Here is a 16,318-nt window from a genome sequence, read left to right as displayed (position 1 = left end):
GCCCGGCCGCGCCACTGAATCACCGGCGAACCGGGTGTTCCCCCTCCGGTTCGCCCGCATGCCACGCCCGGGTCAGCACTTCGGCGATCCGGGCCAGACCCGATGCCGTGGTCATCCGCCAATGCGTCGTCGGCACAGCGTGGTTGTGCACCTGCCCGTCGATGACCTCGCTCCAGATCGACGCCCCGACAGTTCCGGTCGGATCGTCGAGCGCGGCGGTGAAATAGACGACGTCGCCCCGGTACACGGGCGGGTCATAGGCGCTGCGCAGCGCCACCGAGTGCACCGCCGCGTCGAGGATCCGGGTGACGCGGTCGGAGCCGAACGACGCGAACGGCTCGGGGAGTTCGGTCATCTTCTGGGGAAGCGCGGCCCAGTCCACATCCGCGACATTGCCGAGGTCGCCGGCCTGCTCACCGAGCAAACCGCCGATCAACTCGGCCACCGGCACCTTGCCCGCGTCGCCGGGCGGGGTGCCCGGTGGGTCCGCCATGTAGCTGTCCATCACCGCGAGCAACGCGACCTGCTCGCCCTCGCGTTGCAACTGCACCGCCATCTCGTGCGCGAGGACGCCACCGAAGGACCAGCCGAGCAGATGGTAGGGACCGGCCGGTTGTTTCGAGCGGATCAGCCGGATATAGCGGTGGGCCCATTCCTCGATCGAAGCCGGCATCATCTCGTCGGTCGCGAGCACGGGCGTCTGCAGACCGTAGAGGGGTCGCTCGGGGTCGAGGTAGGCGGCGAGGCCGCCATACGACCAGGAGATTCCCGAGACGGGGTGCACGCAGAACAGCGGCGCGGCCGAACCCGCGGGGCGCAGCGGCAGCAGCATGTCGAAGGCCGCTTCGGTCTCCACCGCGCCGCTCGCACGGCGGACCAGGTCGGCGACCAGCTGCGCGGGCGTGGGTGCGGTGAAGACCCGCATCACCGGAATCCTGGTGCCGAGCGCGGTCGACAGCCGAAGCGTCAGCTTCGCGGCGAGCAGGGAGTTTCCGCCGTGTTCGAAGAAATTGTCGTCCATGCCGAAGCGCTCGGCGCCGAGCACGGCGGCGAAGGCGGCGGCGACGGTCGCCTCGACAGGGGTGGCGGCCGCGCGGAATTCACGCGTACGGAATGCGGGCGCGGGAAGGGCCCGCCGGTCGAGCTTGCCGTTCGGGGTCAGCGGGATGGCATCGAGCACGACGATCGCGGCGGGCACCATGTAACCGGTCAGGTATTCGGCCACCCGACCGCGCAATTCGGCCGGGTCCGGCCGCGCGCCCGGCTCGGGTCGCACGTAGCCCACGAGCTGATCACCGAGCGTGGGATCGGTCCGGACCAGCGCGACGGCCTGGCACACGCCGGGACAACGCAGCAGCGCCGCTTCGATCTCGCCCAGCTCGATACGGAAGCCGCGCAACTGCACCTGCTGGTCGCCGCGACCGGCGTAGGCGAGCCCGGCCTCGTCGCCGAATCGGCCCCAGCGCGCGAGGTCGCCCGAGCGGTACATCCGGGATCCGGGCGGGCCGAACGGATTCGCGACGAACCGCGTCGCGGTGAGCCCGGGCCGCCCCGAGTAACCGCGGGACAGCTGAGCGCCCGCGACATAGATCTCACCGGGAGTACCGAACGGCGCCGGGCGCAGGCGGAGGTCCAGCACGTGGGTGTCCAGCCCGGGCAGCGCCCGGCCGATCAGGCTGGCCGGACTGTCCATCAGGTGCGCACCGACCTCGAGGAAGGACACGTGCACGGTGGTTTCGGTGATGCCGTACATGTTGACCAATCGCGGCGTGTCCCCCGGATGGCGCTCGGACCAGCGACGCAGGTGCCGCAGATCCAGCGCCTCACCGCCGAATATCACGTACCGCAGGGAGAATTCCCCGGAGGCGGGCGAGGCGTCGCGATCGGCTTCGACGAGTTGGCGGAAGGCCGACGGCGTCTGGTTCAACACCGTCACCCGCTCGCGAATGAGCAGTTCGCGCAACAGCTCCGGTGACCGCGATGTCGCGTAGTCGACCACGACGACGGTGCCGCCGGTCACGAGCGCGCACCACAGCTCCCACACCGAGAAGTCGAAGGCGAAGGAGTGGAACAGCGTCCAGACGTCACCCTCGCCGAAGGCGAACAGCGGCTGCGCCTCGGTGAACAGCCGCACCGCATTGCGGTGCGTCACACCGACGCCCTTCGGCACGCCCGTCGAGCCCGAGGTGTAGATGACGTAGGCCAGGTTGTCCGCCCGCAGCGGCGCCATCCGGTCGGCGTCGGTGATCGGATCGTCGGCGAACTCCGCCGTCTGCTCCAGCAAGACGGTGCGCAGTTCGCCGTCCGGGAGCGCCGGGCGCTCGGCAGCGGTGGTCAGCACGCACACCGGCGCCGCGTCGGCGAGGACGAAGGCCAGCCGCTGCGCCGGGTAGGTGAGGTCGATGGGCAGGTAGGCGGCGCCTGCCGTGAGCACCCCGAGCAGCGCGACCGGCAGGTCTTCGGTGCGCGGCACCGCGACGGCCACAACGGTTTCGGGGCCCGCTCCGGCCGCGATCAGCGCGCGGGCGATGCGATTCGCGCGCCGCTGCAGCGCCCCGAAGCCGAGCGTGGCGGCACCGAATCGGACGGCCGCCGCCTCGGGCCTGCGCCTGACCTGCTCACCGATCAGCTCGGGCAGCGTCGCTGTCGGCGCATTCGCTGCCTCGGACGATCGCGCTATCGCCGGAAAGCCTTCGTCCTCGTCGAGAATGTCGATGTCCCACACCCGCGCCGAGGGATCTTCCGCGACCGCGGACACGATGCGCTCGAACCGGCGGGCGAAGGCGCGCACGGTCGGCTCGTCGAAGAGTTCGGTGGCGTAGGTGAAGGTCACGGCCAGCTCCGACCGGCCGTCGTGGCGAAGCCGTGGCTCGACGACGACGTGCAGATCGAATTTCGCGGTGACCTCGCCGTTGCCGACGGCGGTGATCGTCAGATCCGGCAGCTCCAGGGTGGGCAGCTCGATGTTCTGGAACGACAGCATCGCCGGGAACAGCGAGTTGTGTGCTCCGGTGCGCGCGGGGGCGGCTTCCTCGATCACACGCTCGAACGGCACGTCACCGTTGGCGAACGCCGAGAGAGCCGTGTCCCGGGTCCGATCGACGAGATCGTGGAAGGTCGCGGTGGGATCGACCTCGACACGCAGCGCCAACGTGTTGACGAACATCCCGACCAGGTCGTCGAGTGCCCGGTCGCCGCGCCCGGCGACCGGGGTACCGATCACGACGTCCGTGGCGCCGCACAGGCGTCCGACCAGCGTGGCGAGCGCCGCGTACACCACCATGAACAGCGTCGCGTCGTGGTCGCGCGCGATCCGGGTCAGCCGATCATGGATCAGCGCCGGAATGGTGCCGCCGATCGACGCGCCGCGGGTCGATGCGGTCGAGGGGCGCGGGTGATCGGTCGGTAGCTCCAGCGGCCCCGCGAAACCGGCCAGCCTGCCGCGCCAATACGACAATTGTTGTGCCGCGACGGATTCACTGTCGTCCTCGGATCCCACGGCGGCGCGCTGCCAGATCGCGAAATCGGCGTACTGGACCTGCAGGGGTGGCCAGTCCGGCGCAGTGCCCGCGAGACGGGACGAGTATGCGGTCACCAGGTCACGGGCCAGCGGCGCGAGCGACGATCCGTCCGCCGCGATGTGATGGGTCACGATGACGAGCAGATGATCACGGCCCGAACTGAACAGCCGGAGCCGAACGGGTGCGGCCGCGGTCACGTCGAAGCCCGCGGACATCAGCTCGTTCACCATGTCGGCGACATCGGTGACGCCGTGCTCGACCGCGAGGCCGCCGGGAAGGACCGCGCACGACGGAAGGATCTCCTGATACGGCTGTCCGTCGGCGTCGACCGGGTAGCGGGTGCACAGCACTTCGTGCCGTTCGATCACGTCGGCGACCGCGCGGCTCAGTGCGGTCGGGTCGAGGACGCCGGTCAACCGGACGGCGAAGGGCAGGTGGTAGGCGGGCGAGTCCGGGTCGATGCGGTTGAGCAACCACATCCGCTGCTGGGCGAGCGAGAGTGGGATGCGATCCGGCCGTCGTGACCGCGCCAAAGGCGGACGAGCAGTGCCCGCGCCACCGGCCTCCACCCTCGCGGCAAGCGCCGCGACCAGGGGCGCCTCGAACAGGTCGCGCACGGTGACCTGCGATCGCAGCGCCTCGTTGACCCGCGCGACGGCTCGGGTGGCGAGCAGCGAATTGCCGCCGAGCGCGAAGAAGTCGTCATCGATGCCCACTCGCTCGACGCCGAGCAGATCGGCCAGCACCTGCGCCACGGCCTGCTCCACGGGGTTGCGAGCGGCTCGGAACTCCCTGAGCTCGACCGCCGGTGCGGGCAGCGCCTTGCGATCGAGTTTGCCGCTCGCGTTCAGCGGCAGGGCGGAGAGTTCCACCAGCGCGGACGGCATCATGTACGCGGGCAGGACCGCCGAGATCGCGGCCGTGAGTTCGTCGCGGTCGACTACCTGCCCGGGGCACGCGACCACATACGCCGCCAGCCGCTCCCCCGACGCCGAGGACATCACCGCCGCGACCGCTTGGCTCACCGACGGTTGTGCGAGCAGCGCGGTCTCGATCTCCCCGAGCTCGATCCGCTGTCCGCGGAACTTCACCTGGAAATCTGTGCGCCCGAGATATTCCAGTCGCTGGGGCTCGTCCGGGCCGGGTGCGCGCCAGAGGGCCAGGTCGCCCGTTCGGTACATCCTGTTGCCGCGGCCGAACGGGTTCGCGACGAAACGGCCCGAGGTCTGTGCCGCCTGGCGCACATATCCACGGGCGAGCTGGTCCCCGGCGAGGTACAGCTCGCCGGGAACACCGGGCGGCACCGGCCGCAGTCGCGAATCGAGCACGTAGACCTGAGTATTCCACTGTGGCCTGCCGATCGGCACCGTCGTCGCGTCGCCCGTCCCGGCGGGCTGGTACGTCACCGACACCGCGGCCTCGGTGGGGCCGTACAGGTTGTGCACCTGCGCACCGGTGACCGACCGGATCGCGCGCACGGTCTCCGGCGGCAGAGCTTCGCCGATGAGGAACAGATGCCGCAGTGTCACAAGGCTTTCCGCCGCCGCGTGCGCGGCGAACTCCGTCGCCATCGACGGCACGAAATCGGTGACGGTGACGCCGTGCTCGGCGATGGTCGCGGCGAGACAGGCCGGGTCGCGGTGCCCGTCGTGTTCGGCGACGACGAGCTTCGCGCCCGACCGCAGCGGCATCAGGTAGCCCCACAACGAGACGTCGAAGGTGGCAGCGGTCTTCTGCAGGTACGCCTCCCCCGGTCCCATGGGGTACTGGGCGAGCATCCATTCGATCTGGTTGCCGATCGCCTTGTGCGAGACCGCCACACCTTTCGGGCGTCCGGTCGAGCCCGACGTGAAGATCACATACGCCGGGTGCTCCGGCAGCACCGTGCGCGTCAGCTCCTCGGAACGCAGCGGAGCGCCCGAGCGCTGATCGGCCCCGAGGGCGTCCAGCCGCAGGACGGCGACGTGGCCGGGCATCGGCACCGCGTCGGCGGATGTGGTGAGCACACAGACGGGGCGCGCGGCTTCGAGCACGTGCGCTATCCGCTCGGCGGGATGATCAGGGTCCAGCGGAACGTACGCGCCACCGGCGGTGAGAATCGCGTACATACCGACCACGAGATCCAGCGAACGCCGAACCGACAGTCCCACCAGCGTTTCCGCGCCGACACCGTGGTCGATGAGCACCCGGGCGAGCCGGTTGACCCGCTCGTCGAACTCGCAATAGGTCAGTTGCCGGTCCAGGTGGACGACCGCCACCTCGTCCGGATGCCGTTGCACCGCGCGCCGGTACCCGTCGAGCACCAGGCCCGAGGGGACCTGGTGGCGGGTCTCGTTCCACTTGCCCAGGATCGCGGCGCGCTCCGCGGCATCGAGCAGTTCGATCTCCCCGACCACCTGATCCGCCGAATCGGCGACGGCCGTGAGGATCCCGCACAGCCGCCGGGCGAACCCCGCCACCGTCGCCTCGTCGAACAGCTCGGTGGAATAGGTGAACGCCGCCGAGATCCCCAGCGGCGTCCGCTCGTCCTCGTGCGGCACCATGGTCAGTTCGAGATCGAATTTCGTCAGCGGCAGCGTGAAGTCCAGCGCGTAGACCAAGAGCGCGGGCAGTTCCAGCGTCGCCTGCGCGAAGTTCTGGAAGGTCAGCATCGTCTGGAACAGCGGGTGATGGGCGCTCGACCGCACCGGGTCCAGCACCTCCACCAGGCGTTCGAACGGCACGTCGACCTGCCCGAACGCCTCGAGGTCGCGGGTGCGCACCCGCTCGAGCAGCTCGGCGAAGGTGTGGCCAGGATCGATCTCGGTACGCAGCGCGAGGGTGTTGACGAACATGCCGATCAGGCCGTCCACCGCGGCCTCGCCGCGGCCGGCCACCGGCGTGCCCACGGTGATGTCGCGGGTGTTCGACAGCCGGGCGAGCAGGACGGAGTACGCGGCGTGCACGACCATGAACAACGTCGCGTCGTTTCGGTGCGCCAGCCGGTTCAGCGCCGCGTGCACCGTCGCGTCGATCTTGAATTCGTGCGTGGCGCCCCGGCCCGAGAACACCGCGGGGCGCGGCCGGTCGGCGGGCAGGTCCAGCCGTGGCGGCAGCTCGGCGAGCCGCTCCCGCCAGAACCCGAGCTGACGGGCGAACAGCGAGTCCGGATCGCTCTCCGCACCGAGCATTTCGCGTTGCCACAGCGTGTAATCCGCGTATTGCACGGGCAGCGGCGTCCAGGCGGGAGCGCGGCCCGCGGCCCTGGCCGAGTACGCGGTCATCAGGTCGGCGGTCAGTGGGCCCATGGAGGAGCCGTCCGCGGCGATGTGGTGGACCACGCCGACCAGTACGTGCTCGGTCTCGTTGGAGCGCAGCAGGCGCAACCGGATCGGCGGCGCCGCCGTGACATCGAAGCCCTCGACCACCGCGGCGACCGTACGCTCGGGGATCTCGGCTTCGGCGACGTCGAGCACCGGCAGCTCGGGTACCGCGACCGGATCCGTCATCGGGTGCACCCGTTGGCTGCCCATCCCCTCGTGCTCGGGGTAGCTGGTCCGCAGCACCTCGTGGCGCTGCACCAGGTCCCGGATCGCGGCCCGCAGCGCGTCCACGTCCAGTTGCCCGCTCAACCGCACCGCCAGCGGGATGTTGTTGCTCGCTCCGGCCGGGTCGAACCGGTTGAGGAACCACATCCGCCGCTGCGCGAACGACAGCGGCACCCGCTCCGGTCGAACCATCGGCCGCGGCACGGAATGCGACCCCGGGCCCAGTTCGTCCAGGCGTCCGGCGAGTTTCGCCACCACCGACGCCTCGAACAGCAGCGCGACCGGAACGCGGACGCCCAGTGCGGCGCCCAGCCGCGCGGCCGCCTGCGTCGCGATCAGCGAATTGCCACCGAGCTCGAAGAAGTCGTCATTCGCGCCGACGCGGCCGGGCTCGGCGGCGCCCTGCGGCAGGAGCAGCGAGCCGAAGACTTCGGCCACCAACCGCTCGGTCGGCGTGCCGGGCGCCCGGAACTGCTTGGCGGTGAGCACGGGCTCCGGCAGCGCCGCGCGATCCAGCTTGCCGACCGGCGTCAGCGGTAGTTCGTCGAGTACCGTGATCGCGGCCGGAACCATATAGGCGGGAAGGGTTTTCGCGAGCAGTTCGATGAGTTCGGTGGTGTCCAGCGCCACCCGGCCGCTGCCGCACGGAGTGGGCTCCACCCGTGGCAGCACGTAGGACACCAGCGCCGCGCCACCGGAGGGCAGCGTCGCGCCCAGGGTCGCGGCGTAGTCGACGTCGGGGTGGGCGGTCAGCGCGTTGTCGATCTCACCGAGCTCGATCCGCAGCCCCCGGATCTTGACCTGGAAGTCCACCCGGCCGTGATGTTCGAGAAGTCCCGCCGAGGTGCGCCGTACCAGATCACCGGTGCGATACATGCGCGCGCCGGGTACCGCCGCGAACGGATTGGCGACGAACCTGTCGGCGGTCGGCGCTGGTCGGCCGAGATACCCCTCTGCCAGCGCGGGACCGGACAGATACAGCTCGCCGATCACCCCGGTGGGCACCATCCGCAACCGCGCGTCGAGAACATGGACGCCAAGCGCCGGTACCGGAGTACCGATATGGGTCGCGCCGCCCGGGCGCAGCGCCTCGGTGCCGGTGGCGAAGATGGTGGTCTCGGTGGGGCCGTAGACGATGTAGAACGACCGGTCGCCGGTCGCCCACCGGGCGGCCAGTTCGGGGCGCACCCGCTCGCCACCGCACAAGATGGCCTTCAGATCGTCTAGTCCGGCCGGCTCGATGGATTCGAGCGCTCCCGGGGTGATGCACAGATGCGTGACGCGCTCGCGCCGTAGCAGATCGGCCAGCTCGACCCCGCCGAACACCGTGGGCGGCGCCACGACCAGAGTCGCGCCCGCCGAGAAGGCGAGCAGCATCTCGATCACCGAGAAGTCGAAGCTCGGTGTGCACAGGTGCGAGACACGCGAGTGGCTGGTCACCGCCCGCGCGGCGATCTCGTGCTCGACCAGGCTCGCGAGGCCGGCGTGGGTGACCGCGACGCCTTTCGGCTTGCCCGTCGAGCCGGAGGTGTAGATCACGTAGGCGAGGTGCTGTTCGGTCAGCGCACGCGACCGATCCAGATAGCAGACCGAATGACCGGGCTCAGCGTTGGCTCGCCGCCGGTGGACCTCGTCGTCGAGTTCGATCCACTCCATCCCGGGCGCGGTGAGTGCGGCCCGGTGCGCCGAGGTGGTGAGGCCGACGGCCGCGCCGGAATCCGCGAGCATGTGCGCGACTCGCTCCGCCGGATACGACGGATCGATGGGCACGTAGGCGGCGCCGGTCTTCGCGACCGCCCAGACCGCCAGCACGGACTCGACCGAGCGGGTGATGGCCACCGCGACGGAGTCTCCCGGCCCCACACCGAACCCGATCAGGTAGCGGGCCCATCGCGAGGACGTCTCGTCCAACTCGCGGTAGCTGAGCTCACGCTGATCCGCCGGATCGCCCGTGGGATTATACCGGACAGCTGCGGAATCGAACGCCGTATCGACCGCGGCGGTAAGCAGTTGGGGGAACAGGAGATTGCGTGCTCGTGAATGTTGGGCGCGACGTGCGGAACGGCGTGTCGTGGTCATACGGCGGCGAGTTCACTCTCTGGTCGATCACTGTCCGCTCTGGCTATGGAGCCAGAAGCAGTGCCTCAAATGCGTGAACCATGACCCGAGCGTGCGGATGGGACCTTAGCGAACTCGGCGCGGATCGGCGCGCTCAGGTTGGGAAAGGTAACAGGAGTACCCCGGCACACTTTGGGCTACGACATGGTGTGATGTGAAGTACATTCATTTCTGCACGTAATAACTGTGAGCTAAATCACCACGAATGCCGAGGTTTTCCGCCTTCCGACTCCGGGTTTCCCGGGGGCTCGCGCGCCGAGACCGGCATGATCGAACCGGAACGATCCTTTGACCGCGAGCGAGGAGGAACCGTGCGAAGCCCATCCCTTCATGTCGCCTCTCTACGCGAGGGCGAAGAGATCTACCGCAGCGAACTCGGCTCACTCACGCGACTCACCGCCGACAGCTTCCCGATCCTCAGCGGGCTGTCGATCAAACGCCTGACGCTCGCACCGGGGGCGATCCGCGAACCCCACTGGCACGCCAACGCCACCGAACTCACCTATTGCACCGCGGGACGGGCACTGGTCTCGGTCCTGGACGACGGCAGCCGATTCTCCTCGTTCCTGGTGCGCGCGGGCGAGATGTTCCACATCGATTCCGGCGCGCTGCACCACGTGGAGAACGTCGGAGACACCGACGCGGAATTCATCCTGGCCTTCCGCCACGAACGACCGGAGGACTTCGGCTTCAGCGCCGCCCTCGGCGCGATGACCGATTCGGTTCTCGGGAATACCTACGACCTGCCCGCCGAGGACTTCGCCGCGATCCGGCGCGACACCACCGCGAAGTACGTGGTGAAACGCGACGGCGACCCCGACATCCCATCCACCGCCCACTTCGGCGACCCGCACCATTTCGCACTCGAGGCGATGCCCGCGCCGGTGGACTCGCCGGTCGGCTCCGCACGCACGGCCCGCGCACAGTTCTGGCCGGCATTGCACGACATATCGATGTACTCGTTACGGGTCCGGGAAGACGGTATGCGCGAGCCGCACTGGCACCCCGTGACTGCCGAGATGGGTTACGTCCACCGAGGCTCGGCACGGATGACGATCATGGATCCCGACGGCGCCTTGGACACCTACACCGTGCACGAAGGCGAGGTGTACTTCGTCCCCCGGGCCTATCCGCATCACATCGAGGTCGTTGACGCACCGGAGATCCACCTGCTGATCTTCTTCGACCAACCCACACCCGCCGACATCGGCTACCGTGCCTCGATGAGCGCCTACTCCCGCAAGGTGCTCGCCGCGACCTTCGGCGTCGCCCTCGACGCACTCCCCGACTTGCCCTTCACTCCCACCGACCCGTTGATCGTCACCCGGAACAACGCGCTCGCCCCGTAGCCGAGGCCGCGCGTTCTGCGAATGGAGCCGAGATGGCCACGAGGTCATGGTGGGGATGGGGCAATCGGGAAGACGCGGTGACCGGCCGCGAACGAGAGGCGCTGACCGAGCGCGTGGCGGCCCTGCTCCCGACGGCCGATCTCACAGTGCACGACGCGCCGGACCCGACGTCGCTGGATGTGCCCGCGCCCCGCGTCCGGGTGCCGGATTCCCTGGCCGCGCTGGCCTCGGAAGACCTCGGCGATCGCGTGGCGCACGGCAACGGGCAGGCGTTTCGCGACGTGGTACGAAATCTGCTCGGCCGAGTCGATCACGTACCCGATCAAGTGTTGCGGCCACGTGCCGAGCAGGACGTGGTCGACATCCTGGACTGGTGTGCGAGCGCCGGCGTCGCCGTGGTGCCGTTCGGCGGCGGAACGTCGGTGGTGGGCGGTGTCGAACCCCGATGCGCCGACGCCTACGCCGGGGCCGTGGCCCTCGACACCGGCCGCATGGACCGGATCATCGAACTCGACCGCACCAGCCGGGCGGCGCGGATTCAAGCGGGCATTTCGGGTCCGGCGCTGGAAGCGGGATTACGGCCGGAGGGCCTGACCCTTCGGCACTTCCCGCAGTCGTTCGAGTTCTCGACGCTCGGCGGCTGGCTGGCCACCCGGGCGGGCGGCCACTACGCGACCGTCTATACCCACATCGACGACATGGTCGAATCGATGCGGGTGGTGACCCCGGCCGGGATCAGTGAATCGCGCAGGCTTCCCGCGTCGGGCGCGGGCCCCTCGCCGGACCGGATGTTCCTCGGATCGGAGGGCATCCTCGGGGTCATCACCGAGGCGTGGATGCGCGTGCAGGATCGTCCGCGCCGGCGATCCGGAGCCTCGGTGGTGTTCGACGACTACGGCGCGGCCGTGGCCGCGACGCGCGCCATCGCCCAGTCCGCGCTGTATCCGGCGAACTGCAGGCTGCTCGATCCGATGGAGGCGTTCATCAACGCGGGCGTCGAGGCGGCCGGTGGAGTGCTGGTCCTCGGATTCGAGTCCGCGGACCACCCCGTGGACGAACCGATGCGCCGGGCGGCGCAGATCTGCCGCGAGCACGGCGGCGCCGTTCCGGGCGGGATCCGCACCACCGACTCGGCGAGAGACCCGGCGCGCGCGGGCGCGGCCGACACGTGGCGTTCGTCGTTCCTCCGCATGCCCTACCAGCGCGACGCGCTCGCGGCACAGTCGATGATCGTGGAGACCTTCGAAACCGCGTGCACCTGGGATCGCTTCGAGGCCCTGCGCGCGGCAGTGCGGGAAGCGACCACGGCCGCGTTCCGATCCGCCGGGGTGACCGGCGTGCTGACCTGCCGGTTCACCCACGTCTACCCGGACGGGCCCGCGCCCTACTTCGGCATCTACGCCGCAGGCCGCTGGGGCCGGACCGTCGAGCAGTGGGACGAGATCAAGACCGCCGTCTCGGAGGCATTGCACGTCGGCGGCGCGACCATCACCCACCACCATGCCGTCGGCCGCGACCACCGCCCCTGGTACGACCGCCAGCGGCCCGAACCTTTCGTCGCGGCACTGCGGGCGGCGAAATCCGCGCTCGATCCCGCCGGCATACTCAATCCCGGCGTCCTGATCGACCCTGCCCCTCGCCTGCCCGCACCGGAGGCCCGATGAGCAGGCCGGGCACCGAAGGAGCGCCGCGCGAGCGACCGGGTACACCGCGCCGCGACCCCGGCCGGAGCGTCGGCGTCGCGATCGACGCGTCCGGACCTCTCGGCCTCAGGCGCTCGGCGTCAGAGCCCGGAGCGGCTTGTCGAGTTCACGGCGGTAGAAGTCGAGGAAGCCGTCCGGGTCGGGGCCCGCGTTCTGCATCACGAGGTGGTCGAAGCCCGCGTCGGTGTACTGTTTCGCGGCCTCGAGGTAGCGGGCCGGGTCGGGACCGCAGGCGAAATTGTCGAGAATGTCCTCCAACCGGACGGTGGTCGTCGCGGCGGCGAAATTGACCGGGTTGGGCAACTCGCTCATCACCTTCCATCCCGTCACCGCCCAGCGCGTCGTATCGAGCACCGCCTTCGCGGCCGTCTCCTCGTCGGGAGCCCACGCCATCCCGACCTCCGCGTATCGGGGCCCCGTGCCGCCCGCCGCGCGATAGCTGTCGACGAGCTCGGGCTTCGGTTCGGTGGCGAACAGGCCGTCACCGAGTTCGGAGGCGATCCGCGCCGCGTCCGGCCCGCCACCGGCGACGGCGATCGGCGGGAGCGTCTCGGGCAGGTCGAAGACGCGAGCCTCGGAGACGGTCAGGAACTCACCGTCGTAGGACTGGTAGCCGCCGCTCCAGAGCAAACGGATGATCTCGAGGGCCTCGCGAAGCATCCGCTGCCGGATACGCACAGGCGGGAACTCACGGCCGACGACATGTTCGTTGAGACGTTCGCCCGAACCGACGCCGAGGGTGAAACGGTCGTCGGACATGATCGCCAGAGTGGCCGCGGCCTGCGCGATGATCGCGGGGTGGTATCGCAGGATGGGGCAGGTCACGCCGGTCGCGAGTTGGATCCGCTCGGTCTTCGCCGCGATCGCTCCGAGCACGGTCCAGGCGAACGGCGAATGCCCCTGATTGTCCAGCCAGGGGTGGAAGTGGTCGCTGATCTCGACGAAGTCGAACCCGGCCTCCTCCGCCCCGACAGCTTGGCGGACAAGCTCGTTCGGGCCGAAAGCCTCGGCCGCCAGTTTGTACCCGATGCGCATCGCCACCTCCTGCTTCGGCTGGGAGCGGCCGGTCATCTCGGCAACCGGCTCTCGGCGCGCTTACCCCGCATCCGGCAGCGAAAACTTCCCCGCGCCCGTACGCGGCAGGTCCGCTCCCGGCGGCAGCTACCGCGTCACCCGACAGGACCGACGACAGGAGCGCTCGGTTCGTTCAGTCGCGAGTCGGCCAGTAACTGGCGGCGTGCCTGCCCTGCGGGACATAAGTGTTCTCGTCGTCGACCTCGGTGACCCCGAGATGGAGCAGTAGCAGCACGGTAACCAGGCTGATGCTCACGATCAGCGGGGTGAGCAACTGCGTCGCGCCGGCCCCGGACGGTGGATGCATGTACTGGGTTTCGTGGACATGCATCGCGAACATGCCCGTGTAGTGCATGCCCGACACCGCGACACCCATCACCAGTGCCGCGCCGACGGTGGCGACCGTGCCTCGCACGTGCAACGTGAACCACAACGCGGCGGTCGCCGCGACAACGGCGATCACCATGGACAACGCGACGATCCGTCCGTCGTAGCCGATCATCGCGTCGGATTTCATCGCGTACATGCCCGCGTAGTGCATCGCGCCGACGCCCAGACCGGTGATCGCGCCGCCGGAGAACAGCGCCAGCGGCCCCAGCGTCCGCTGATGGGCGATGCGCAGTCCGAACCAGACCACCGCGATCGCGATCAGTGCGCTGATCAGGGTGATCGGGACGTCGTACCGGATCGATGCGCCGTCGATGGCGAAACCCAGCATCGCGATGAAGTGCATGACCCAGATCCCGGTGCCGCCGATCGCGACCGCCGCGGCGAGCAACCAGCCGTCGCGGGCGGAACCGCTGCGAGATCTGGCCATGCATCGCAATCCCAGCAATGAACCGGTGAACGACATGACATAGGCGACGATGGGTGTGAGCCACCCGTAGCTGAAGTGGTCGATTTCCAGCACGCGACACTCCTCGCTGGATAGATTCGAGCATCGTCCGGAGGACGCCCCGAATCTAACATAGTGAAACTGCAGGTAGATGGTTTAGAGTACTACTATCCTCTTTAAAAACATAGGATGAGTCTCGGATAGCGGGAAATGCGCTGAAGCTCAGCGGAAACGTTCGCCCGCCGATCCCTCTGCACCACCCGACCGCGGAAGCCCCCATCAGCTAGCAGCTGGCTTCCGCGTGTCATCACGAGCGCGCATGTCATACGGGCGAAGGGTCCCGCCACCGCACGGCCGCCGGTTTTCGCCTGACGACCACATCTGCGACGACATCCCCGCTGTCGATCCGGTTGCCCCGGGAGAACCAGGAATTTGCCACGTGGCAGCCGGTGGTCCACGACAATAGGGGGACCACTTCGACCAGGGACTTCCCATGGAAACCCACACCGACGAGATAGCCGAGAAGATCTACCGCATCTCCACCTTCATTCCGGAGGTGGGTCCCACCGGCTTCACGTTCAACCAATTCCTTCTCGACGCCGAGGAACCGTTGCTGTTCCACTGCGGCATGCGCGCGCTGTTCCCGGTGGTGTCCACGGCGATCACGCGCATCATGCCGGTGGAGCGGTTGCGCTGGATCACGTTCGGACACGTGGAAGCCGACGAATGCGGCGCGATGAACCTCTTCCTCGCTGCCGCACCGCACGCCCAGGTGGCCCACGGCGTGGTCGGATGCCTCGTCTCACTCGACGATCTGGCCGACCGGCTGCCACGCCGGTTGTCCGACGGCGAGGTGATCGATCTCGGCGGCCGTCGCATTCGGCATCTGGACACCCCGCACGCGCCGCACAACTGGGAGGCGCGGGTGCTCTACGAGGAGACCACCGGCGTGCTGTTCTGCGGCGACCTGATGACTCAACTCGGCAACGGACCAGCGCTGACCTCATCGGATGTGGTGGAGCAGGCGGGCGTCGCGGAGGACGTCTTCCATCCCACGTCGCTGGGGCCCGCTGTGCCCGCCGCCCTGAATCGGCTCGCCGGGTTGGCGCCGACCACGTTGGCGATCATGCACGGTTCGAGTTTCGCCGGCGACGGGGCCACCGCCCTGCGCGACCTCGCGAGCGTCTATCAGGCCCGTCTGGACTCCTGAGCACCATCGGATCACTGTCGCGGTTTCTCGCCGCATCCGACCTCGGCACACCCCGGCCCCGGCCTCAGGTGATACGTCGAAGCGCCGCGAACGGCAGACGAACTCGTTTCCGGATGCACGTGCACATGTCGATTCGTGAACAGCGGCCGACTCTTTCGACAGACGGCGACGGGCACAATTGCAGTTAACCCCTCGGCGGAGCACTGCCATCACCTCGCCGCGACAGCCCGCGACCGCTCCGGCACTCCCTGCCACACTAGGGAACACGCAGGGCCGCTGTCCGGCGGAGACACGAATGATGGGACGGGCGAGACGCTGGTTTCGCCGCGCGACAAGCGGACTCAGCGGTCGGCCGAACCTTTCCGTCATGCGATCGACGACATCTGGCGAACTTCCAGCGTTTCTTCGTATGTCTCACCCGGGTAACGGCGTATTGTCGCGCTATGCCGACTGCGACGTCGATCGACACCGGAGCCGAACACCTCGCCTGCTGGGTCACCGTCGTCGGGCAACGTCTACATCAGTTGCCCACCGCAAACCCGCATGTCCTGCTCGCGCACGCGATGAGCGGGTTCCTGGCGATCGGGCGAGCGAGCATGGCCCTGCTGACCACATCCGCGAATCCCACCGACATCCGAGACCACGATCTCGTCTTCGAGATCACGGCCGACGCGGAACGATGGCTCACCGACGCGGCGACCGAACCGGTCGTCAACCAGATCACCGACCGTGGTGAGCACATTCAGCGCTACCTCAGTCCCGTCGCGCTGGATACCGTCGCGAAAGCCCGCCTGCGGCGCTGCGCGCAGACAACGGCGATCCACACCCGCGATCTACTGGCCCGGATCGACACCGACCCGGACGCATCGGACGAGATCCGTGACCTCGCCCGGGATCTCGCCGCGCGAGCGAACGTCATCGCCACCGTCTACGCCGAGGACCCGCAACAGCTGCTCTCGATGTCCAGCAGGTGATCCACCC

7 protein-coding genes are annotated in these 16,318 nt (G+C 68.9%); 4 read left to right on the top strand and 3 right to left on the bottom strand.

All coding sequences use genetic code 11. The annotated features are described in order from the left end of the window. Positions 1–19 precede the first annotated feature (19 nt). Positions 20–9,127 (bottom strand): amino acid adenylation domain-containing protein, encoded by a 9,108-nt coding sequence (locus ABZ420_RS11740; RefSeq protein WP_357120508.1) that lies wholly within the window; start codon positions 9,125–9,127, stop codon positions 20–22. 305 nt (positions 9,128–9,432) lie between these two features. Here ABZ420_RS11740 and ABZ420_RS11735 point away from each other — a divergent pair, with 305 nt between their 5' ends. Together ABZ420_RS11735 and ABZ420_RS11730 are read left to right on the top strand one after the other, a co-directional pair. Beyond that, positions 9,433–10,515: a cupin domain-containing protein gene (locus ABZ420_RS11735; protein WP_357120505.1), complete on the top strand. Its 1,083-nt coding sequence runs from the start codon at positions 9,433–9,435 to the stop codon at positions 10,513–10,515. 32 nt (positions 10,516–10,547) lie between these two features. Beyond that, complete coding sequence (locus ABZ420_RS11730) at positions 10,548–12,179, top strand: FAD-binding oxidoreductase (protein ID WP_357120502.1); 1,632 nt, start codon at positions 10,548–10,550, stop codon at positions 12,177–12,179. Between the two features lie 105 nt (positions 12,180–12,284). On the opposite strand, the gene ABZ420_RS11725 is transcribed toward ABZ420_RS11730, so the two are convergent. After that, complete coding sequence (locus ABZ420_RS11725; protein WP_357120531.1) at positions 12,285–13,253, bottom strand: TIGR03557 family F420-dependent LLM class oxidoreductase; 969 nt, start codon at positions 13,251–13,253, stop codon at positions 12,285–12,287. Positions 13,254–13,425: 172 nt separating this feature from the next. Beyond that, positions 13,426–14,202 carry an MHYT domain-containing protein gene (locus ABZ420_RS11720; protein WP_357120499.1) on the bottom strand — a complete coding sequence of 259 codons (777 nt, stop codon included), beginning with the start codon at positions 14,200–14,202 and terminating at the stop codon, positions 13,426–13,428. 418 nt (positions 14,203–14,620) lie between these two features. Here ABZ420_RS11720 and ABZ420_RS11715 point away from each other — a divergent pair, with 418 nt between their 5' ends. Next, positions 14,621–15,337 carry an MBL fold metallo-hydrolase gene (locus tag ABZ420_RS11715; RefSeq protein WP_357120496.1) on the top strand — a complete coding sequence of 239 codons (717 nt, stop codon included), beginning with the start codon at positions 14,621–14,623 and terminating at the stop codon, positions 15,335–15,337. Positions 15,338–15,780: 443 nt separating this feature from the next. Further along, positions 15,781–16,311, top strand: a complete 531-nt coding sequence (locus ABZ420_RS11710; protein ID WP_040866827.1) for a hypothetical protein — start codon at positions 15,781–15,783, stop codon at positions 16,309–16,311. Positions 16,312–16,318: the final 7 nt, after the last annotated feature.

Source organism: Nocardia sp. NPDC005745, assembly GCF_040630775.1.
Classification (GTDB): domain Bacteria; phylum Actinomycetota; class Actinomycetes; order Mycobacteriales; family Mycobacteriaceae; genus Nocardia.
The sequence above is the reverse complement of the archived record's forward strand: the minus strand, read 5'-3'. Positions and strand labels throughout refer to the sequence as shown.

Bases quoted from the DNA above. Each gene is read 5' to 3' on its own strand.
- ABZ420_RS11740 (WP_357120508.1), bottom strand. From the start codon at position 9,127: ATGACCACGACACGCCGTTCCGCACGTCGCGCCCAACATTCACGAGCA.
- ABZ420_RS11735 (WP_357120505.1), top strand. From the start codon at position 9,433: ATGATCGAACCGGAACGATCCTTTGACCGCGAGCGAGGAGGAACCGTG.
- ABZ420_RS11730 (WP_357120502.1), top strand. From the start codon at position 10,548: ATGGCCACGAGGTCATGGTGGGGATGGGGCAATCGGGAAGACGCGGTG.
- ABZ420_RS11725 (WP_357120531.1), bottom strand. From the start codon at position 13,253: ATGCGCATCGGGTACAAACTGGCGGCCGAGGCTTTCGGCCCGAACGAG.
- ABZ420_RS11715 (WP_357120496.1), top strand. From the start codon at position 14,621: ATGGAAACCCACACCGACGAGATAGCCGAGAAGATCTACCGCATCTCC.
- ABZ420_RS11710 (WP_040866827.1), top strand. From the start codon at position 15,781: ATGCCGACTGCGACGTCGATCGACACCGGAGCCGAACACCTCGCCTGC.